We start from the raw sequence: 21,194 nt of genomic DNA on the forward strand, positions 1-21,194 counted from the left end.
TCATGGCGACTCTTCCCCAATGCCCGACTTGCGGCTGTGAAATGGCCTTTGACTTTCCGTCGGGGCTCTGCCCCGATTGCCTTTTCGCAGCCGGGTTGAATGGTGACGATGAGAGTGACCACGACAATGCCAGTTCCGGCGAAGCGGGGCCGTTGGTTGTGAAGACTCCACCAACGGGCGGCTTTGTTCCGCCGCTGCCGACCTTGTTGGCCAAGCATTTTCCACAATTGGAAATCCTCGCGCTGCTGGGGCAGGGGGGGATGGGAGCGGTTTATACGGCGCGGCAGAAAAAATTAGACCGACTCGTCGCCCTGAAAATCATCCGTCCCGAATCGGCCAACGACCCCGCCTTTGCCGAACGCTTCAATCGCGAAGCCCGCACGTTGGCTCGCCTCAGCCATCCCGGCATCGTCGCTGTGCATGACTTTGGTGAAGTCGTGATGTCGCAATCGGATCTCGGAGACGAAACGCCCCGCGCGTTGTATTATTTTGTGATGGAATACGTCGACGGTGCCAACCTGCGGCAATTGATCGCCGGTGGGGATCTTTCCCCGGTGCAATCCATGGCCATCATTCCGCAGATCTGTGACGCACTGCAATTCGCGCATGAAGCCGGTGTGGTACATCGCGACATCAAACCGGAAAATATTCTTCTGGACCGCGGTGGCCGGGTGAAGATCGCCGACTTTGGTTTGGCAAAGCTCGCCTCCGGTTCGGAATTAGACTTTACGCTGACCGGCACGCACCAAGTGATGGGAACCCCGCTGTACATGGCCCCCGAACAGATGGAAGGTTCCAACACCGTCGATCATCGCGCCGACATTTATTCGCTCGGCGTGGTGTTCTATGAAATGCTCACCGGTCATCTTCCCATGGGACAGTTCGATCCTCCCTCGCAGCAAATCGAAGTCGACGCGCGGTTGGACCAGGTCATTCTCCGCGCCCTGGCTCGTGAACCGCAGCGGCGCTACCAACACGCCGCTGAAATCAGCAACGACGTGAACATCATTCGCGGCATTTACAGTAGCGAAGCGCTGCAGAGTCTTCACGAAGTCGGCGGCGTCTGGCCGGGAGTCTCGACGATTTTTGAAGGCGCCGTTGGAAAAGTTACCGGCGGCATGCGACCGGGAGCGATTCGCCGTTTCTGCGCTGCCCCAGCGTCTCCCGGCATCGTGGCGGCGATTCTCAGCGTGTTCGGCTGCTTGATGATATTTGTCCCTTGGTCATTCGACACTCGGATCACGAACAGCCATGGACAGTATAGGTTTGGCTATGACAATCCGATCAGTATTATTGTGACGATTGTGTATTTCTTGCTAACATTGGTCATGGTCGTTGGGACCACTCCCCAAAAACGACCGTGGTGGCGACCATGGGGTATCGCTCTCACTGGCTCAGCCGCGCTCTGCTTCGTTTTGATGTATTATGCCGACGTCGTCGATCGCACTAGCGTTAGCTCAAGCGTCGGGTATCTTGTTGCTTTGGGGGTCAGCATGACCCTGATGTTCGTTGGAACCTGGGACCTGCGGTGTTGGCTGCACCGACCGCGTGTCGCCGGAAGCCGGAGTTCATTGCCGCAAATGATCAGTGCAGCCGGCGGTTCCCCACGTGCACCATTCCCCGCGACAATGTCCCCCGGCAGTTCACTCAGAAACACCGGCCGCGACTGGGTGACGTTGACGCGGCAACAGGTCGAAACGGAATTGCTGCCCGACGTCTGCATGGTCTGCGGCGAGCCGGCGTTTGATCGCGTGAATGTAACGTTTACCGATTGTGGAATGAGCAAACCGTTTTACGATAACTGGTTTATGAGTACGGCACGCATGCGCATCCCTTGCTCAGTCTGTCCCAAACATCGCAGTCATTGGCGGCGGTTGCTCAAAACGGCTATCGGGGGATTGATCGCGGGAGTGTTATTCTGTTTTATCATCGCTATCTGCCTAGCCGACGCCTATTGGAATGATCCAGACGTAGTCATCGGGGGAACTCTCTCGGTGAGCATTCTGTCTGCCGTTCTCTGGATCACTGCCATCGTCTATGTCGCTTGTACGCGTGTCAGTGCCGAATCCATTACTGACGAACATATCAAACTCCAGCGCGTCTCCCCCGAGTTCGTGGCGGCGGTCTTGCAGAAATGGCCGGAGAACGCCTCCGCGTCTTCCACAGGTTGACGTCGACGGTCGCAAGACGTTTCAATGGCTGCCGTCACTTGTTCCCATCCCCAGACGAGCAGCCTCATGTCCAAACTGGCCTTCGACCTCGAAATCTATTCCTACCAAATCGATTTCGCGCAGCACGTCAGCAACATCGTCTATATCGAGTGGATGGAAATCGGACGGCTGCAATTGCTCAAGGCGATGGGCATGCCGCTGGATAAAATCGCCGAGCAAGGCTTTCATCCGATCTTGGTCGAGACGCAAATCAGCTACAAAAAACCATTCTTTTTGGGCGAAGTCGTCCTCGGCCACGTGTGGGTCACCGAGCTTGCCAAAGTCTCGGTCTGGCTAGAGTTCAGCTTCGCCGACGAGCAAGGCGAAACCCGCGCCACCGGCCGTCAACGCGGCCTGTTCGTCGATTCAGCCACCAGCCGCCCGAAACGTTTAACCGCCGAGCAGATGTCGGTGTTTGAGCGGTTCCGCGATGGGTGATTTGGGTATTCGTCGTTAGCGGGCTGCAGCGAAAATTCAGTGGAATCCGAGCGCAGCATCGCTTACGATCACCATCGAAAGGGGATTAAAGTCATGACACACGCAAGTCGCTCATTAGCTTTGGTGTTGGCTCTCTCACTAAACATTGGCTCGGACCTGCCGCTGACGGCAGCCGACGTAAAAAAAACTCACCTCCCCAGGACTGACGCGCTCGGTGACCCGCTGCCCGAAGCGGCGCTACTGAGAATGGGAACAGTCCGTTTTCAACATGCCGCGAGCGTCATCGATATGGCGCTCTCTCCGGATGAAAAGGCTGTCGTCACCTTCGAAGACGACATCATCGTTTGGGATGCCGCCACGGGAAAGGAACGCTGGCGAAGTAACACCAGGCAATTTGGGTACTCGCTTCCACATGCCTCCTACGGCGTACGCGCCATCGCATTCGCCCGCGATGGTCAAACGTTCTATACGCCAGGCCGTCCGGACGACATCATCGCCTGGAATGTCTCATCTGGTGGTCATACGGTGATCACTTTGCAACCTGGATTTCCCGTTCCCCGTGACCATTTGGGGCGGGGTAATGCTCGGTCAATTGACATCGCTCCAGACAATCAAAAATTCGCCGTCGGCAATCAATCTGGATTGTCGGTTTGCGACAAAACGGGCAAGGTTCTGTATCAGATTACCAATAATCCTGAAAATCCCATCAACGACATAAATAACGACCGTCTGCGTTTCGGCGGGGACTTCAGTTACGGCCGGTTTTCGCCCGACGGCAAACTGTTAGCGGTCGTGAACAGCGAATCGCCACAGCAAATCCGACTGCACGAAGCCCAATCCGGTAAAGAACTGCGGCGAATTCCTCTGACCAATAACCTGGTCCGCTTTGACTTTTCACCCGACAGTAAGCAGATCGTCGTCACCGAACGAGACAGCGCTGTTCGTCTGTACGAAGTCGCCACCGGCAACAAAGTGTGGGACTACAAAATCGAATTAAAAAACAACGCGGAAAGTTACACTTGTGCCGTCGCTTTCAGCCCGGACGCCAAAACAATCGCCGTCTGCGCGCCAATCGGATCCGATGAAGACATTCACCTGCTGCACGCCGCCGATGGAAAACGCTTCGGCAAACCACTTGTGCACCAAAGCAAACCATGGGCCGTCGCCTTCACGGCGGATAGCACGACGTTATTCTCCTCCGGCTGGGACGGTAGGATTCGCCGTTGGGATGTCGCTACACAAAAACAATTAACTCTGCCCGGTGCGCTCCGCGCAACAGGGGCCTCCGCTGCGTCACCTGACGGAAAATTAGTGGCGTTTCATGATGAAACGGGCACCGTGCATCTCCACAATGTCGCCGACGGGAGAGAAGTCCGGCAACTGAAGGTACCAGGATCGACTTTTTCGCAATTGGTTTTCTCGCCTGACAGTCGGCAATTAGCGGGGGCGGGAGTTGCGGGCGATCAATTGCAAACCACCGTCTGGGATCTGGCGGACGGTGCGGTGGTCCACCGCTGGGATTGGCCCGTCGGCCGCGATCCCCATACCAATTTCAGAGACCTGCGCTATTCGCCGGACGGGCAATTATTAGCGGCAGCCGTCTTCCGACAGGACTCAGCTTACTTTTGGAATCTGTCAACTGGTAAGCAGGTGGCCAAGCTCCCGCATCAAGAAATTTTCGGACTCTCATTCAGCCCCGACAATCGCACATTGGCGACGGCTGGTTGGGATAGAGTCGTCCGTTTTTGGAACGCAGAAACCGGGGAAAACCTCCATGAATTCCATGTTAGTAAAATCGATCCCGACAACAATCAGTGGGATGTGTCGATGCATGCGGTCCGCTATTCGCCGCAAAACAAGTTATTGGCGACAGTGCATTTTAGCGGTCATGTCCATTTTTGGGACGTCGATAGTATGAAACTCGTTTCCCAGATTTATAATCGAGGTGGATTCAGCCAGGGCGGTTCTGGCTTTTCACCCGATGGACTATGGTATGCCACAGGTGACAAATCGGGGCGACTTAGATTATGGGACCCACTCACCGGGCAAATCGTCTGGGATCGTGGGCGGCATCAAGACGGCACGAAGGCCCGGGGATTCGGCGGCCATGGGGAAACGCTGATCAGCAGTGGCGACGGCGTTTGTTACCTGTGGGATCTGGAACCGGCCGACCTTCCGCTCGACAAAACCCTCGACCAGTTGTGGGACGATCTAGCCGGCCAGGATAGCCCGGCGGCATATCGCGCCATCTGGGCCATGTCAAAACAACCGCAAGCCACGGTGGAACTGTTGGGCAAAAAACTGCTGGCCGTCGAGGAGGTCGTCGATATGAGTCGCGTCGGCCTGGACCTGCCGGATGAGGAAGCAAACCGCCGCAAACGTTTGAAGCGGCTCATGGTTACCAAGAAACCGGGGATGGAAACCTTGCCCACCGTTCAACGCGCCATCTCCTTGCTGGTGCAAATCGGCACGCCCGAAGCGGTCGCGTTGGTCGAGAAACTCACCATCGCCAACAACGAAGCCGTCAACCAATCCGCCAAACACGCGCTGTCACGGATCGAGAAACGCTAAGTGCACACGTCCTAGCGTGACCTTCGGCTGCAATTAGAGAAAAATTAAACCACGAAAAACACAAAAGACACGAAAAAAGAACCTAAGTTTCTTATCCATACTTTTGATTTGAGAACTACATCCGAGCCGCAAGTCTTTGTCGGTAATCTGATTTTATTTTCGTGTCTTTCGCTTCTTTCGTGGTTTGTCTTTTCGGGACAAACTCAAAATGCAAACTGGGCTACTCGCTAGAGAGTCGTCCCCGGGTGGCCCCGAAAGATTCTTTCGGGGCGGCGCAGTCGCAGGAGCCACCACATCGTGCTCTCCCGCGACTCTGAAAACTCTCCCACCGACTTCGTCGGCCCAGATAGAATCTATCTGGGGCACCCGCATTATTCCCCCGCTGGAAATGCCTTCGAGGCATGCACGACCGGTTGGCCTTCTTCGAGCGTCACAACCAGCGCCGATGTCCCGCACGTTTTTTCAATCAATGCCAACCCTCGCTCGACACCCAATACGCTCACCGCTGAGGCCAAGGCATCGGAGGTGATCCCATCGGCGGCGATCACCGTCACGCTGCTCCGCTCGGTGAGGCCGTAACCGGTATTGCGGTCGATGATGTGCGAGTAACGTTGGCCGTCGATCTCTACAAATTGCCATGCATCACCCGACGTCGCGATCCCTGCGTTTTTGAGCGTCACATAGCGGCTGGGCGGACCATCTCGTTTTTGCAGCGGAGCCATGCCGATCCGCCAGCCGTCTTTGTCCGGCGGTGGATCCCCAACGACGATATCGCCACCGGCGTCGATCAGCGCGCGGGACACGCCATGCTTCTTCAGTTCAAGGAGCGCTTGATCGGCGGCATAACCCTTAGCGATTCCCCCCAGGTCAAGCCGCATATTCGGTTTAATCAGCCGCACTTTCGAACTCTGGGCATCAAGGACAATGGATTCGTAACCGACCGCCGCGCGAGCCTCAGTAAGTGCTTCCGCTGTGGGGAGTTGCTTTTTGCGGCGCGCTTTGCGCCACAGTTTGACCAGCGGTCCCACGGTTACGTCGAAAGCGCCGTCGGTTTCGCGAGAAACGCGTAACGAATGTTCCAGTACGACCTTGAGGTCCTTAGAAACCGGAATGTCGCGGTCACTTCCAGCTTGTGCGCAAAGTTGCATTAACTCGCTGTCAGGGTCGTAATCGCTTAGAATGCGGTCCAGTTGCTTCATCCGCGCAAAAGCGGCTTGGGCGGCATGTTTTGCGGTATCATCGTCGGTCGCATATAATGAAATCTTGACCGGGATGCCCATACGGATACGTTGAAATTCGTACCGATGCCAAGTTTCCGGTGCGGTGGGATTGGCTGACAACAGAACTGCACACAACAACGTCACCAAAATCTCACCTCGAGTCTGTCCGTTTTACGAAATTAGCCATCACTGTTGGAATCCGAATGAACCTACCTACCACACTATGCCGACTTGCCGGTCCACGGCAAGTCCACTGCTGCTCTCGCAATGTGAGCACGATTCGTCGCTGCCTGATGAATGGACAATTCCCCTCGGTTTGCTCCTTGCTGATCGCTGCTGTTTTGGCCTTCAACGTTTTGACTGTCGCGGACGCCGCTGACAAAGAACCGGCCGCTGCGGATGCCAAAACCGAAAAGGAAATGAAACCCTACAAACAAACGATCACCGGGACCGACGTCTCCTTCGAAATGCTGCCGATTCCCGGCGGAACCTTCACCATGGGCAGCCCCGAGGATGAAGCCGATCGGTATACAGACGAGGCTCCACAGCGAGAAGTGAAAATCGAACCGTTTTGGATGGGCAAATGCGAAGTCACCTGGGACGAATACGACATTTGGTCCTTCAGCCTGGATCAAAAAATCCGCAAGCTGCGTGGTGTCGAGCCGACGGAACAGGACAAAAAAGCGGATGCGGTGACGCGTCCCACGCCCCCTTATACCGACATGACGTTCAGCATGGGGCACGATGGTTTCCCCGCGATCTGCATGACGCAATTGGCGGCGAAGACCTACTGCAAATGGCTCAGCCAAAAAACCGGTCATTATTACCGACTGCCGACCGAAGCGGAGTGGGAATACGCCTGCCGCGCCGGGACGACCACAGCGTTTTCTTTTGGCGACGATCCTGGAAAAATCGGCGAGTACGCTTGGTATGCCGATAACAGTGACGACCAGTATCAAAAAGTCGGCAAGAAAAAACCAAATCCGTGGGGCCTGCACGATATGCACGGCAACGTCAACGAATGGGTGCTCGATCAATACCAGGAAACCTATCCGGCTCCCGACAAATCGGTTCAAGGACCGTTGCCTAGTCCCCTGGTTGTCGCGACCGAATTGTACCCCCGCGTGGTTCGCGGTGGTTCCTGGGAAGATGATCCGGCCGACCTCCGCTCTGCGACACGGCGCGGTTCTGAAGAAGAATGGAAGTATCAGGATCCACAAATCCCGCAAAGCGTCTGGTATCACACTGATGCGCTATTTGTCGGATTTCGCATCGTGCGACCGCTCCGCGTCCCCAGTGAGAAAGAACGTGCGGAATTAAAACTCGATGCAAAAAAGGTCGTCAACCAGCGTTGATGTTGCGGCTTGTCGGTGATTACCGGATACTATAAGGAAAATGCTTAGGCTGTTTTAGCGGATGATTCACCCCACAGTTCACCGCTCGCCGACGTAAAAACAACTGTCCATCCCTATTTCTTTGATGCCAAATGGAAGGCCGATTATGTCCGAAAAGTCTAACGAATCCTCAACCAGGCGTGATTTTCTGAAGGCTTCGTCGGTCGTTGCCGCCGGCGCAGGCGTATTGGGTAACCTCAGCTTCTCATCGCAGGCATTTGCCGCGGGCGACGACACCATTCGCGTGGGACTGATCGGTGCCGGCGGACGAGGACGCGGTGCCGCCACACAGGCGCTTTCCACCGAAGGCAACATCAAATTGGTGGCAATTGCCGATGCTTTCTCCGACCGACTGGAAGATGGTCTGGCGTACATCAATGGGCAAATGCAAAAGAACAAAACTCCCGAACGTGTGGATGTCGCTGAAGAGAACAAGTTCGTCGGTTTCGATGCCTACCAGAAGGTACTGGACAGTGACGTCGATGTGGTAATCTTGGCGACCCCGCCGGGATTTCGTCCGATTCATTTCGAAGCGGCCGTCAATGCCGACAAGCATGTCTTCATGGAAAAACCGGTCGCCACCGACGCACCGGGCGTTCGCAAAGTCTTGGCAGCCGCCCAAGCCGCTAAGCAAAAGAACTTGGCCGTCGGTGTGGGATTGCAACGGCATCACCAAAAGCCGTATCTGGAATTGGTCGATCGCGTGCACAACGGCGCGATCGGAGACATCGTGGCCATGCGAGTCTACTGGAATGGCGGCGGCGTCTGGGATCCGCGCCGGACGCGCGAAGAATGCTCCGGTGAAATGGAGTACCAAATGCGAAACTGGTACTACTACACCTGGCTGTGCGGCGACCACATCGTCGAACAGCACATCCACAACCTCGACGTCGGTAACTGGCTGATGAAAGCCAATCCCGCCACAGGAGAAGGTTATCCCGTCTCCGCGTCCGGCATGGGCGGACGGCAAGTTCGGACCGACAAAAAATACGGAGAAATCTTCGACCATCACGCGGTCGAATATGTGTACGACAACGGCACGCGGATGTACAGCCAATGCCGGCACATGCCAGGTTGTCCCGGAAACGTCACCGAGCACGCGCACGGGACCAAAGGGGTTGTGCACCTGGGTGGCCGCGACTACTCCATTGAAGGTGAAAACAACACCAAATTCAAAGGCAAGTACCGCGATCCTTACCAAGTCGAACACGACCAATTGTTCGCCGCCATCCGCTCCGGCACGCCTTACAGCGAAGCTGAACGAGGCGCCTATTCGACGTTGACGGCCATCATCGGCCGCTTGGCGACTTATTCCGGGAAAGAGATCAAATGGAACCAAGCCCTCAATTCTGAGATCAGCTTGATGCCCGAGACTTATGCCTGGGATGCCGCCCCGCCAACGTTGCCCAACGAGCATGGCGAATACCAGATCGCGCATCCCGGTTTATCGAAAGTCGTCTAACCCGCTGCTGCAATCGAATGATCCCTCCCCCCGGCATCCCAAGATGCCGGGGGGATTTTTTTACGGCAACTCAAAGGTCACATTGCCTCGCGCTTCGGCGGACAATGTCAAACCGGCCGTTCCCCCAAGTTGATCGAGCTTGAGCAGCAGCAGGTTCTTCCCCTGTTTCAACTGCACGTCGACTTGGTCTTCACCCGGTTTCAGGCCGCGCGGTTCGGGGAACTCGTGGATCTTCTTTCCGTCTAACCAGACCTGAATTCCGTCGTTGGAACCAATATTCAACCGCGCTGGCTGCGCGACCGCCGAATTCAGCACGACGGCGAAATAGTAGATGATGTTATCGTGCCGAACTTTGGCCCGCTCCGACAGCCGTGTCAGGTCAACCGCCGGCGCGCCGCCATTGTAGGCGCGGGTATTCGCATCGATCCACTGCACTTGCTTGCCGCCCAGCCCTTTGTATTTGGCGGCACTATCAAACCGCCCCGGCTCTTTTTCGGGACCGTAAGCCGTGGTGCGGTGCTCCGGTTTATCATTCGCAAATGGACCCACGGCCCGAAATTGCTTCGCATAAACCTCCGCATCCCGTAGGCTGACCAAATACGCCAACAGATCGGCTGCATCTTGAGCGGTGACATTCTTCAATACCAACTCCGGCATCAGGGACGTTTTTTGTTCCACGTCTTCTTCGATGTCGTCGTTGTTGATCCGCAACAAGTTCCCTTCGATGGTTTTGAGCACCACCGCATCGTCCGACCGCTGTTGCACAAACCCGGCGAACACCTTACCCCGTTTTGTTTCCACGACGTGCGGAACATATTCCGGTGCGATGCCCGCGCTGGGGTTCATGATGGTTTCCAACAACGCCTTGCGTTCATATTTGCGGCCAATCAGACTCAAGTCGGGACCAATGTCGGCTCCCTGGTTGCGAACGCGATGACAACGGTTGCACGAGGCCGCGCCACTTCGCAAAAACACGCTCTTGCCCCGCTCTGCATCACCGGACAGCTTCAAAATATCGTCAGGTGTAAAGGATTGCCCCAACGTCTTGGGCCGCTGCGACTCCGGGACAAATTTTTCATACAGCAACCGCACATTCACATCCGCATGCTGCACAGCCCCGTCGATAGTCCGCTGCGCAAGTTCTGGCGACAGCCGTTGCTTTTCCACCAACGGCAGCAACATCACCGCTCCGCTCGAAGATTGCAGCAGCAAGTCGACCGCCTCAGTCTTCAACCCATCAGCCACCGACGCATCGGACAAGAAATCATCCAGTGAATCGGTCACCTGCAGCGCCACCAAGGCCCGCAAGGCGGCGTTTTGGATTTGTGCGTCATCCGATTTCAAATACTTCACAATCGCCGGCGCGGCAGCATCCAGCATCAGATTGGCCGCCACGGACATCGCTTTAATTTGAACCTGTTTGTCGGACGAATCAATCAGAGATACCACGTCGCCGCTGAAACCTTTCAGACCCGCTGCGGCAATCACCATCAGCGCGTCGTTTTGCAACTGGGGATCACCCAGCGACGCCCGTAACCCGTCGGTGACTTCCGGCGACTTTTTAATTTCAACCCACGGCCCGGAGAGCTTTCGCATCAAGGCTTCCAGCGCCAACCGTTTAACATCCGGCGAAGCCCCCTCTGCCGTGAGCACGCTAGCCACCGACTTGCCGGCCGCAGGTGTCGTCACGGTTTCCAGCGCCGACAACAAGGCCGCACGCGCCGCGGGAGTCACATCGGTCGTTTCCAATTTCGCCGCCAAATACTCCGTCGCATCCTCAGGACGCAAGATCCGCACCAGATTCACCAACCGCGGATCCACCCCCGCACCGGGCAGGTCGACGACGCGGCGAAACATCTCCTCTTCACGCCCCTTCGAAGCAATATGCAACGTCTCCAACAAATAACGATCGCCGCCGACATAACGATTAAAGAGATCGACCAGCGTATCAGTCGCGCGCTGCGACTTCAGATTTGGCAGCGACAATGCGATTTCTCGGATCACTTCCGGATTGTCGTCGTCAGCTGCATCCAGAATTTCATTTTCATATTCAGCCCCATGTCGACGCAAAATTCGCACCGCCAACGCGCGAAACTTAGGGTCGTTGGACATTAGTTTTTCCATGACGAAAAACCGCCCCTTGCCGCCGATGCGGTCCGAGACCCACAGCGCACGAGCCGCAAGCCGCGCATCTTTCCCGCCGACCAACTCTGCCAATTTCGGCACCGCCGCTTCGCCACTCTCCAGCAGCCGTTGCCGCGCCAGAAACGTCGTCGCATGATTCGGACTGCCCAATGCGACAATCGCATCCGCATCGTTGTCATACGGCCCCGGTTTTTCGTGGCGGACCAGTTTCTTGCCCTTCGGGGTGATGCGATAAATCCGGCCGCGGTTCGGGTCGTTATACGCATGTCCCCCCACGCCGCCGTCATACCAATCGGAAACAAACAACGCCCCGTCGGGAGCAACGCAAACATCATCGGGACGGAAATAATTGTCCGTGCTGGTGATCACATTTTCCGCGGTGACACCATAACCAATGCCCGATTTTTTCTCGGGTTTGTAGCTGCGGACCTCACGCGGTCCGGCGTCGCAATGAAAAATCGCGCCGTCATATTGCGGCCCGAATGCCGCGCCTTCGTAAAACGTCATCCCGCACGGCGAACCGAAACCAGTGATCAACGCATACGGCACAAAGCCCGGTTTATCTGCCCGCCAGTGATGAATCGGATCAAAGCTGCCGTCAGGGTTACGAATATTCTCCGGTCGGCCAAACCAACCGTAATTGCCCCCTTCCAGAATCCAACAAATCCGCGTGCTCTTTAGCCCGTCGTTGTCGTTGTCGCTGCACCACACATTGCCGTACGAATCGACCGCCAATTCAAACGGATTGCGAAAATTGACGGCAAAATCTTCCAACTGCGTGCCGTCTCCTTCACAACGAATCATCGCCCCCCATTGAAACTTAATCTGCTTCCCATCCGGCCCCGTCACGTCAAACCCGGTGTCGCCTTGCGTCATATACAGCTTGTGATCCGGTCCAAACACCAAACTGTGCACACCATGATCGTGATTCTGTCCGCCAAAACCGGTGAGAAACAGCTTGCGCGGCCCATCCGGCTTGAGGTCGCCGTCGGCATCTTCGTAGACATAAATGTTCGGTGATTCGGGCACATAAATCTTGTCCCCCGCAACACAAACCCCCATGGCGCAATTCAGATCGGCCGTGAAAACGGTCATCTTATCCGCACGGCCGTCGCCGTCGGTGTCTTCCAGGACCTTGATCGTGTCGATCGGGGGATTCTTTTGAGCGCGGCGATAGTTCACCCCTTCGGTCACCCACACGCGTCCCTGTGTATCGACGTCGATCGTGATCGGGTTGGAGATCATCGGTTCCGTGGCAAACAACGTCGCCTCGAATCCATCCGCCACCGTAAACGACTTTACGGTTTCCTCAGCTGGCTGTTGTGCCACGACTGGAAGAGTGGCCAAGCCTAAGGCGATGCCAACTGCCGCTGCAACGGTCAGCGCGCAACGCGTGGCGTTTTTACGAAAAGAACAGACAGCGTGTGTCCTGGACGAGCACATCTCGGAAGCTCCTTGTTGAATCTCTTATGACGATAACAAGGTTCCGATTCTCGGCGAAAAAATGCCGAATTGCAACACGCCGACGAAATGGGCCGTTCCGCTAATCAATTGCAACCGGTGTCACTATAAACAGCGTGACGGTGTTCTCCGGAGGTGCACTCTCGAGTTCCCCGTTCACCCAGCGAACCGCGGTCTTCACGTCAGGAAGCAGTGAATCCTCTTCTCCGCTTCCCGAACTCGCAATCAGGCTGACCACAAGAGTTTCTCCGAGGTTCATTTCAGCCTGTGTATTGACTGTACGCATCCACAGACGAGGGATCGACAAACCATTGACTTTCACCGAGTGCTTGAAGTCGAGGTGGCTAATCTCCGGGCAAAATTTAAGCTGGATTCTTCCCGTGTCGAGTAAACGCGGCATGACCTCGCAGCGAACGCCGAACGAACTCCACTCGACCGAGGTCCTATTGCCCTCTTGAGGAATCATGATAGGAAACTTGCCGCCGCTCAGTGCCGTTGCTGGTTTTCCGGGGGCAGTGACAATTTCTGGCTCCGCGTGTATTAAAGTGATCTGGCCCGAGTCTTTTAGTCGCTGGATGACTTCCTCGGCATTCTTGTAAACAACATTCGTGGATAACGAGACAGCTGCAGCGGTGCGATTCTGCGGGCTGGCTGAAGAACCCACCGGTTCCGCGGCCGCTTCAAATTCTGCGAATGCTTTGTTAGAGAGTTCAAGAATACTGCAGCGGCAAAGGATTTGATCAGGTTTTCCCGTCAGCCGTCGTAATTGTTTCGATCGATGCTGCAGCTCTGAAATCTGTCGCGCTAATTCGGCACGCTCCTGGATGACGCGTCGATTGATTTGCTCTGCTGCCTCTCGCAATCTCGCAGCTTCTTCGGCCATGCCCGCTGTTTCCAATTGTTCCGTCGCCACGCGGAGGTGATCCAAGGCCGACAGTGTACCGATATTTTCTTCGGCCGACTGCGGGATCCTCTGTGGCGACTGGGACCCTTGCGGTTCGTCACCGACAACTGTCGTCGCCAGGCACAGCGACAACGCGAAAAAGACAGCATAGCGAACAGACATCCTCGGACTCCTTTAGCTCGGATGGGGACGAGCGTATTATCGGAATCCGTTGAATCTGGTCAAGAAGACTTAAAACAACGCCGCCACAAAGATCGTTCCACGCATGGCGTTTTCGTGAAAACAGCTGATGGCGTGTGTCCCGAACGAGCGCATCTTGAAAGCACCTTGTTGATTACTCTCAGGTGATAACAAGGTTCTGATTCTCGGTAATAAAATGCCGAATTGGCTCGCGCCTAGCGGAGGTGTGGGTTGGCTTTCAAGAATCCGGGGTGCTTCTTCAGGAATTCTTTCCGGTGGGGGTTGTTCTTAAACCCTTCGATCGATTTCTGGCGCATCTCTTCCTGATACATACGATCGGATCGGTACTTACCCAAGACAGCTCGCCTAGCTGCATGCTTCGCCTGGTACCCAAGCATCTCATCTTGCTGAGTGACCAGGGAAATCACTAAGAATCCAGCAATCACAAACCCTGCTACCAAACGAGGATTGATGGATTGTTGCATAAGATCACCATGCAGACCCGAAGAGGAATCAAGAACGGTCCAATGGGACCGCAACCGCCCAGGCTGTAAGTCAACGAAGCGCCTTAGACTGCCACAGCTAACGCTGCGCGAGGCGGAGCGGCAGGAACAGACTGGAATAGATACAGTGCTCTAATTGAACTCTAGCACACATTCTGGGGTGGTGCGTTGTTTACCGCGGTCATGATTCCGTGGTACCCGGAGCGAATTAAGCGTATATTATGATCTGCCAAGACGGTTACAAATTAGCATGCGGTAACGTTGGTTTTGCCCTAGCGCCGGGATTTTCTTATGGACCGTGGACGACGTGAGCCCCGCAGATCACTTCCGCTCTGGCCTTTCATAGTCGCTGCTGTTCTTGCGATTGTGGCAGTGGTCATCGTGCATGTCGTGCTCGTGCGACGGCAGGATGGCGTCGATTTTTTCGATCATTACGTGGCTGAGACCGAGTTGCCCGACGGATCGATTCTGACGCTCCGCGCGGTGACATTTGGCGATCACCATGAATTGCCACTGAATCAGCCGAAGACGGGCCTTATGGGGTTTGGCAGAGGGGGCAGGGGTGTGCCGGAGTTCTTGGAACGCGAGACCCCACCCAGTTCCGTGGTACTCTGGTTTTCGCGGCGTGACGGACAATCTGGCAAGACGATGGACTTTCGCTGGTGGAAGAGGTGTTCTGTCGTGGATGCCCACGGATGGAACATCAAGGATCGTGATGCTACTCAAGAGTGCTACTCCTTAGATGCAAATGGGGGTTTCTCCGGAAGTACCCAATGGGGTGGGGACCGTCGTCTGATGGACACTTTCAGAACTGGGGAATATGACATCGGCATTGTGAGCACCAGGTTGCCGAGTTTTCGACCCAGTGGAAAGACCTTCGCCTTGAAGGTCCACAACGTGGACGGGAAAGTTGTCGCGGAGTTTGACGTTCCTTGGCCGGGAGCGGCGACGTTGCCTGTTTGGGAGCCCGAAACATTACCGGCCACAAAGTCGGTCGGCAACCTAAAAGTCACGCTCAAGGCTTTAACTGTGGAGGAAGACCGTTCCCAAACCTCGGATCGTTACGGGCTTCACGCGCGGGCTGATTTTGAATTTAGCGGCATGACCGCAGGCGCGGAGTGGCATTTGGATGACGTGCGTCTCGAAGATGCGCTTGGAAACGCCAGCGATGATTACGACTGTATCCTTTCTCCGTTGGATTCGGCCTGGAAAGTAGTCGCGTTGATATCACGCAACGAGGATGCGCCGTTGCTTGCGAGCGAAACTTGGCACGTCGGCAAAATCCAACTGCCTGCGGACGGTACGAAGAGTGATTTAAAATTATCCGATTCGATTGGGGGCGTTCCGATCTTTGTCAAATCAATTGGCGGTCCCGGAGAGGTTACCTATGTCGAATCGGTGTCAGGAACGGGAGACGAAATTGGCGGTTTTGCATTCGCTGGACCTAGTGAAATCGAAAATTTCAGTGTCCGTATGAAGTACAACGGCAGCACTTGTCGACGGACAGTCAAAAGCAAGGTGCCGCACTTGTTCCTCGACAATTTACACCTCAAGCCGTTTCAAAGTTTGCGCATACAAGCCGTTGACGATGCGGGGAAAATGGTTGATGGAAGAGTCTGTGTGTGCAACGACGAGGCTTTCTGGGTTTTCTCCCCTCCACCGGGAAGCAAGTCCATCGATCTGAAAGTCATCGTTACGCAACAGCGCGAAGTCGAGTTTATCGCTGCGCCGCAGTTGGTGACAGAAGAAGAATAGGGGAGCCTGGCGGTCAGTGGCAGCCGGCGCCGGGTGCCACTGCCGGCTTGTCCAGCAGTACTTCGGGGGGCTAGGCTGTTGGAAGGGCCAGCTGATGTTGAATCGCACTGAACACGTCACTCTTCTTCAACAGGCGGAATGTTTAAGATTTTTAATTGGCTCTCTAGAGCATGATCGATGATTTCGATCGCTTTTTGAGGATCATCGGTCGATTCCCATCTTCCGTATCGAACGTCCCGTCCTTTCTCTCGATGCACGCCCCATTGATCACCCGGATTTTGCGGAAAGCTAATACTAAATTCTCCTGTCAAATGAAAACAACAATAAACGCCGAGTCCACTGCGATTAGCCTCAAATCCGTACTTTGAAGTCGGTTCCTCCCGACCTAAAAACAACATCAGATTTAATAGCGACCAACTCGCAACAACGATGTCCGCATATCGTTTTCCTGCCAGGCTGTCGACAACTTGTTTTGCCGGGCGCAACCTTGGGTCATTTGCCAAATCAGGATCATTTGCGCAATCTTTTAACCAACAAACCATCTCACACTCCCAACTTTCCGCCCCCTAAAGCTGCCGCTTTGCCGCAGCAGTGGGAACGTAGGTTGACCTTCAAGTGATCAAAAAACGTTCCTTAACTCACACCACTTCCCCTCAACATGTTTGCAGTGGTGTTTCATTTTCCAGACCTCCCCGCCGGATCCTGACGGTAATAATCACTCAACAACCCATACAACTCCGGTTGCCGCTTCCGCATCGCCTTCGAGCGTTCGAAGAAACACTCTGTTGCTACGGCAAAAAATTCCTGGGCATTTGTCGCAGCGTATGGATCCAATAACGTCGGTCGACCGTGGCGTAGGTCGTGGTGTAATTCTGCTTGGGCTTGTCGGGTGATCTGCTGCCACCGCTGTTGTTGGGCTTTGCCGGCCAGTGGCGGCATGCCGTCGACGACGCCGTCTAGCATATCCAACTGATGCGCGAATTCATGAAACACCACGTTGCGTCCATCCCGGGAATTTTGTCCCCCTTCCAGAGCATTACTCCACGACAAAATCACCGGACCCCGCAACCACGCTTCTCCATGCCGCGCCGAGGGGCCTTCGCGGACCACGCCGTCGGGGCCGACGGAACGATCGGGGACCACGTAATCGCCGGGGTAGACCAAAATTGTCCGCACCCGGTCGAACATCCCCTCGGGCAACTCCAGCGCCAACAAACAGGCATTGGCGGCGATGGTGACTTGGATCTCGTCGGACATCTTCAAGCCGTTGCAGCCTTCCCAATCCTTCTCGGCAATGAACACCCGCAAGTCGTCGCGCAATTTCGCTTGTTGCTGCGGCATGAGTTTTGAGAAAAACGCGGCATTGCGGTGCAGGAGTTCTTCCCACACATCCGGAAACGGTTCCGCACACAATTTGCGGCGACGCCGATTACGCCACCAAGATCCAATGAGCAACATAGTTTTAAGATAAGGCCTGTTTTGAGAGAGGGGGGGGGAACCGTTTCACGCTATGCCATCTTACGTCCTAGTTCGATCCGGGCAAGGCGTGAGGCGTGAGGCGCGCTCTCCTTCCTCAGGCCTGAAGCCTGTCGCCTCAAGCCTTCTCCCCCCCCCCCCTTGATATTGACGTTCCGTCGGTATTTGTAGTAACCAATGCACCACAACGGCGTTATTAGCTGCCTCGTTTCCGCGATGGGTTCTCACCGCACCACGACTTGAACATCCATGTCCACATTTGATCGCTACATTTTACGCCGTTTTTGGCATGTGTTCGTCGTCAGTTTCATCGCGATGATGGGGCTGTACATCGTGATCGATGCGTTCAACAACATCGATAACTTCTTCAACGAAGGGGATTCAGGAACGCTGGGCGTGATGGGGACCATGGCTCGGTTTTATCTCTTTCGTTCCAGTATGTTTTTCGACACCATTGGCGGAATCGTTTCGGTGACGGCTGTCACCGTGGTTCTGTCTTTGATCTTACGACATGGCGAATTGAATCCCGTGCTGTCGGCGGGGATTCCCACCTATCGTCTGCTATTCCCCTTGTTGTGGGGCATGGTGATGGTGTCGGCGATCATGGTGATCAATAAAGAACTGATCATTCCCCGCATCGCCGATGAGTTGCAGATCGAAGCTGGGAAATCGGGTGACGAAGACGAACCGGTGGAACCGGTGTGGGACTTTGCCACGATGGTCCAAATCTCGGGGGATCGGCTTTACCCGGCACGCAATGCAATGACGAAGCCGGACTTTGTGTTGCCGACACCGGAATTCGTCGATAACCCGACCGCTCTGTCCGGCTCAGAAGCGATCTTCGTGCCCGCTGATGAAAACCACTCACGCTCCGGTTGGCTGATTAAAGAGGCTGAACCGTCGTTTGACGAATTGAAATTGACACTGAAGAAGGCTGGCCGCGCGACCATCACACGCGGATCCGCAGCCGATGAAATCTTTATCGCCACGGAGATTGATTTTGACCGTCTGTATCGCCCGGATAAAACCGTTGATTTCATCTCCACACCGGAGCTGATTCGCAGAATCAAAAGTCCGGCCTACGATGTGCTCTCGGTCCGTGAAAATAGCCTGTATCTGCATCAACGTTTTACGCAGCCGATCCTCAACATCTTATTGTTGTTCCTAATCTTGCCACTCATTGTTCGCCGCGAAGCCCGTGGGCTGGTTGTGAGCATGTGCCTGTCGGGATTGATGCAAGGCGTCGTTTTTGGAACCGCCCAGGCCTGTTTGTGGTTGGCCGGCATCGAAGTCATTGGACCGGATCTGGCTGCCTGGGGTCCGGTCATCGTCACCGGCGGTCTCGCCACTTGGTGCTGGCCAATGCTCCGTACCTAGAGGCGGGTTGTTTATCCGCTGTAGCGCGAGATTTGATTTTCCCAGCGGATTCAACCTCTGCTGTAATGGGGGGCGGGACTGCTTTGCCGCTACTTGTTTGAGGCGTTGACATCGCCTGGCAGCTCAGTTGACCACCTTCTGGCATTCCAGTAGCATTTCAGGCAGCGATTTTTCTGCCTGCACTTCAAAAGGTTTTAATGTCCCGCTCTGCTGCCTCACTGGTTCGGTCTTTCCACTGCCGCCACGCGCCGACTCTCTGAATCAACGAATATGACATCCGACAACCCATCCGGTCGCGCCCCATCCCTTAAAAACGTCGCCTACGGCCAACTGAAACAGTTGATCTTAGAGGGAGGAGTTGAGCCCGGCACGGTCTTGTCGGTCCGGCAGTTGGCCGATCAGCTGAAGATGAGCAAGACGCCCGTTCAAGCCGCTTTGGAACGGATGGAAGCAGAGGATCTGGTCACGTTCGCTCCGCAGCAAGGCGTGCTTGTCCGCCATGTGTCGATTGAGGACATCGCCAACCATTTTGAAATCCGCACGGCGCTGGAATCGTTCATTGTGGAACGTCTAGCCGGTGGTCTCACGGACGAGCAAACCCTGCGTTTGAAGGCCAATTTAACTGCGCAGCATGAACTGGCTCAATCGGGAGACGTGCTGGGTTGCGTCAAAAACGACACGGATTTTCATTTGCTGCTGTGTGAATTCCATGGGAATCAAGAATTCGCCAAAGTGATGCACCGACTCCGCGACCGCGTCTTTCAGGTGGTCTTTCGCATCGTCAAGCAGTTTCCCAACCGCATTACGGAAACGTATGAGGAACACCACGAGATTGCGACAGCCATCTTCGATGGCAATGGCGAACTTGCCGCTCAGCAGTTGGTTGTCCATTTGCAAAATGGATTGAAGCAGTTTATCCCGGCCTGATCATTCAGCCACAGGCAACTGTCGCTGTTGCAAGATCACAAAGCGTCCGCGGGAAGCTTACGGCTTCTTGGGGGCGGCATCGTCCGACGGGCGGTAGATCCATTCCGGATGGCCGTCTGGTTTGATCTCACCTTCGTCTTGGTCCAGTTCATCGCCGGGGCGGGTATATTCTTGAATGATCGTGCGGCGGTCGATGCGGTCGTCGCCTACTTTGATGTAGCCGTTGGAAAACCCAGACATAAAAATCCTAAAGAAGTCAGTCTTGGGGTCCACACCCCGCCAGATGGCAACGCCATAGGTCGATTGTTCCAGTTTGGCATCCGCGTCGGTCAATTCCGGGATCGCACCAACGATCTCAACGGAATTCTTATACCTGTTGCTGCCGGTCCGCCCCTCGCGGCGATTGATGGCGGCTTGTGCTACGGGAATAATTTCGTCGAAGTAGACGTGCTGTACACCGTTGTCTTTGGTGACCAATTCGAATTCCGGAACGAACTTGGGACGTTTTCCGTCAGGACCAACCGGCGGCAGACTCCCTTTGATTTGCCGATTGACCACGCGATACGGCAGGTACCAAATCAGTTCCCGCTGAGTCTTGCCGGTCTTTGGGTCCGGAATATCGACCCAAATCATCCGCACCGATTTGTAGTAGACTTCCATGGCCCAGATATCGGGTTGCCGCGATCGTTCTTCGCCGGTCACCGTGGGCCGCACTCTGGTTTCCACACCTGGCGGAGCAGCGGGGGCCGATTCCGCATGGGCGATCATCAAGATTGCTGCACAGGCTGCTGGCAGAACTCGACCTATAGCGATGCGTGACATCCACGTAGCTCCAAAGCAATTTTGTCTATCAACCCAATCATCGGCCGAGACCACAAAGTCCCGGGAAAACGCAACCGATTCGCGTGAAAAACTCAGTCTCCACCGAAACTCCACTATATCACCCCGGAAAAGCACAGGTCAAGACGCGCGTTTTGCAAAGTCTGTGCAAGAGGCTCCCTCACCGTGATCCTGGCCGATTGTCGGGAATAGAACGGCTGACCGGTCACCCACAGGGGACTTTCTGGTTTCGTGGCGACGGAATTGGTCCGCGGTACGATATCTCGCCCGCTGCGGATCATGCCCGCTGCAGTGGGTTCGTCTTGCGGTTTATGGTAACGACAACATTGGC

General features: G+C 55.2%; 15 protein-coding genes. 8 read left to right on the plus strand and 7 right to left on the minus strand.

Annotated elements, in window-relative coordinates:
- Positions 1-2: 2 nt before the first annotated feature.
- The 3 genes from Mal52_RS08275 (at position 3) to Mal52_RS08285 (ending at position 5,219) form a co-directional block, all read left to right on the plus strand.
- Positions 3-2,171 (plus strand): serine/threonine-protein kinase, encoded by a 2,169-nt coding sequence (locus Mal52_RS08275; protein ID WP_145375400.1) that lies wholly within the window; start codon positions 3-5, stop codon positions 2,169-2,171.
- Between the two features lie 66 nt (positions 2,172-2,237).
- On the plus strand, positions 2,238-2,648 hold the full coding sequence (locus Mal52_RS08280; RefSeq protein WP_145375401.1) for an acyl-CoA thioesterase: 411 nt from the start codon (positions 2,238-2,240) through the stop codon (positions 2,646-2,648).
- A gap of 93 nt (positions 2,649-2,741) precedes the next feature.
- The gene (locus Mal52_RS08285; protein WP_145375402.1) at positions 2,742-5,219 is read left to right on the plus strand and encodes a WD40 repeat domain-containing protein; all 2,478 of its coding nucleotides are present in this window, start codon (positions 2,742-2,744) and stop codon (positions 5,217-5,219) included.
- A 371-nt stretch (positions 5,220-5,590) separates the two neighbouring features.
- Here the strand turns inward: Mal52_RS08285 and Mal52_RS08290 are convergent, their stop codons facing one another.
- On the minus strand, positions 5,591-6,583 hold the full coding sequence (locus Mal52_RS08290) for an FAD:protein FMN transferase (protein ID WP_197534750.1): 993 nt from the start codon (positions 6,581-6,583) through the stop codon (positions 5,591-5,593).
- Between the two features lie 149 nt (positions 6,584-6,732).
- Between Mal52_RS08290 and Mal52_RS08295 the strand changes: the two genes are divergently transcribed.
- Positions 6,733-7,794, plus strand: a complete 1,062-nt coding sequence (locus Mal52_RS08295; protein WP_145380579.1) for a formylglycine-generating enzyme family protein — start codon at positions 6,733-6,735, stop codon at positions 7,792-7,794.
- Positions 7,795-7,939: 145 nt separating this feature from the next.
- Positions 7,940-9,295 carry a Gfo/Idh/MocA family oxidoreductase gene (locus tag Mal52_RS08300; protein ID WP_145375403.1) on the plus strand — a complete coding sequence of 452 codons (1,356 nt, stop codon included), beginning with the start codon at positions 7,940-7,942 and terminating at the stop codon, positions 9,293-9,295.
- 60 nt (positions 9,296-9,355) lie between these two features.
- Here Mal52_RS08300 and Mal52_RS08305 read toward each other — a convergent pair whose 3' ends face one another.
- The 3 genes from Mal52_RS08305 to Mal52_RS08315 form a co-directional block, all read right to left on the minus strand.
- Positions 9,356-12,883: a PVC-type heme-binding CxxCH protein gene (locus Mal52_RS08305; protein WP_145375404.1), complete on the minus strand. Its 3,528-nt coding sequence runs from the start codon at positions 12,881-12,883 to the stop codon at positions 9,356-9,358.
- A gap of 100 nt (positions 12,884-12,983) precedes the next feature.
- Positions 12,984-13,814, minus strand: a complete 831-nt coding sequence (locus tag Mal52_RS08310) for a type II and III secretion system protein family protein (RefSeq protein WP_197534751.1) — start codon at positions 13,812-13,814, stop codon at positions 12,984-12,986.
- Between the two features lie 386 nt (positions 13,815-14,200).
- A complete protein-coding gene (locus Mal52_RS08315; RefSeq protein WP_145375406.1) occupies positions 14,201-14,470 on the minus strand; it encodes a hypothetical protein in 270 nt (89 codons plus the stop codon).
- 309 nt (positions 14,471-14,779) lie between these two features.
- Between Mal52_RS08315 and Mal52_RS08320 the strand changes: the two genes are divergently transcribed.
- Positions 14,780-16,243 (plus strand): hypothetical protein, encoded by a 1,464-nt coding sequence (locus tag Mal52_RS08320; RefSeq protein WP_145375407.1) that lies wholly within the window; start codon positions 14,780-14,782, stop codon positions 16,241-16,243.
- A 116-nt stretch (positions 16,244-16,359) separates the two neighbouring features.
- On the opposite strand, the gene Mal52_RS08325 is transcribed toward Mal52_RS08320, so the two are convergent.
- Positions 16,360-16,785 (minus strand): hypothetical protein, encoded by a 426-nt coding sequence (locus Mal52_RS08325; protein WP_145375408.1) that lies wholly within the window; start codon positions 16,783-16,785, stop codon positions 16,360-16,362.
- 133 nt (positions 16,786-16,918) lie between these two features.
- Positions 16,919-17,701: a M90 family metallopeptidase gene (locus Mal52_RS08330; protein ID WP_145375409.1), complete on the minus strand. Its 783-nt coding sequence runs from the start codon at positions 17,699-17,701 to the stop codon at positions 16,919-16,921.
- A 267-nt stretch (positions 17,702-17,968) separates the two neighbouring features.
- On the opposite strand from Mal52_RS08330, the gene Mal52_RS08335 reads away from it, so the two are divergent.
- Both Mal52_RS08335 and Mal52_RS08340 read left to right on the plus strand, forming a co-directional pair.
- Positions 17,969-19,096 (plus strand): LptF/LptG family permease, encoded by a 1,128-nt coding sequence (locus Mal52_RS08335; RefSeq protein ID WP_145375410.1) that lies wholly within the window; start codon positions 17,969-17,971, stop codon positions 19,094-19,096.
- 270 nt (positions 19,097-19,366) lie between these two features.
- Entirely contained in the window at positions 19,367-20,023 is a 657-nt protein-coding gene (locus Mal52_RS08340) for a GntR family transcriptional regulator (RefSeq protein ID WP_145375411.1), read from the plus strand.
- 57 nt (positions 20,024-20,080) lie between these two features.
- On the opposite strand, the gene Mal52_RS08345 is transcribed toward Mal52_RS08340, so the two are convergent.
- A complete protein-coding gene (locus Mal52_RS08345) occupies positions 20,081-20,845 on the minus strand; it encodes a hypothetical protein (RefSeq protein ID WP_145375412.1) in 765 nt (254 codons plus the stop codon).
- Positions 20,846-21,194 lie beyond the last annotated feature (349 nt).

This window comes from Symmachiella dynata, from assembly GCF_007747995.1.
GTDB classification, from domain to species: Bacteria; Planctomycetota; Planctomycetia; order Planctomycetales; family Planctomycetaceae; genus Symmachiella; species Symmachiella dynata.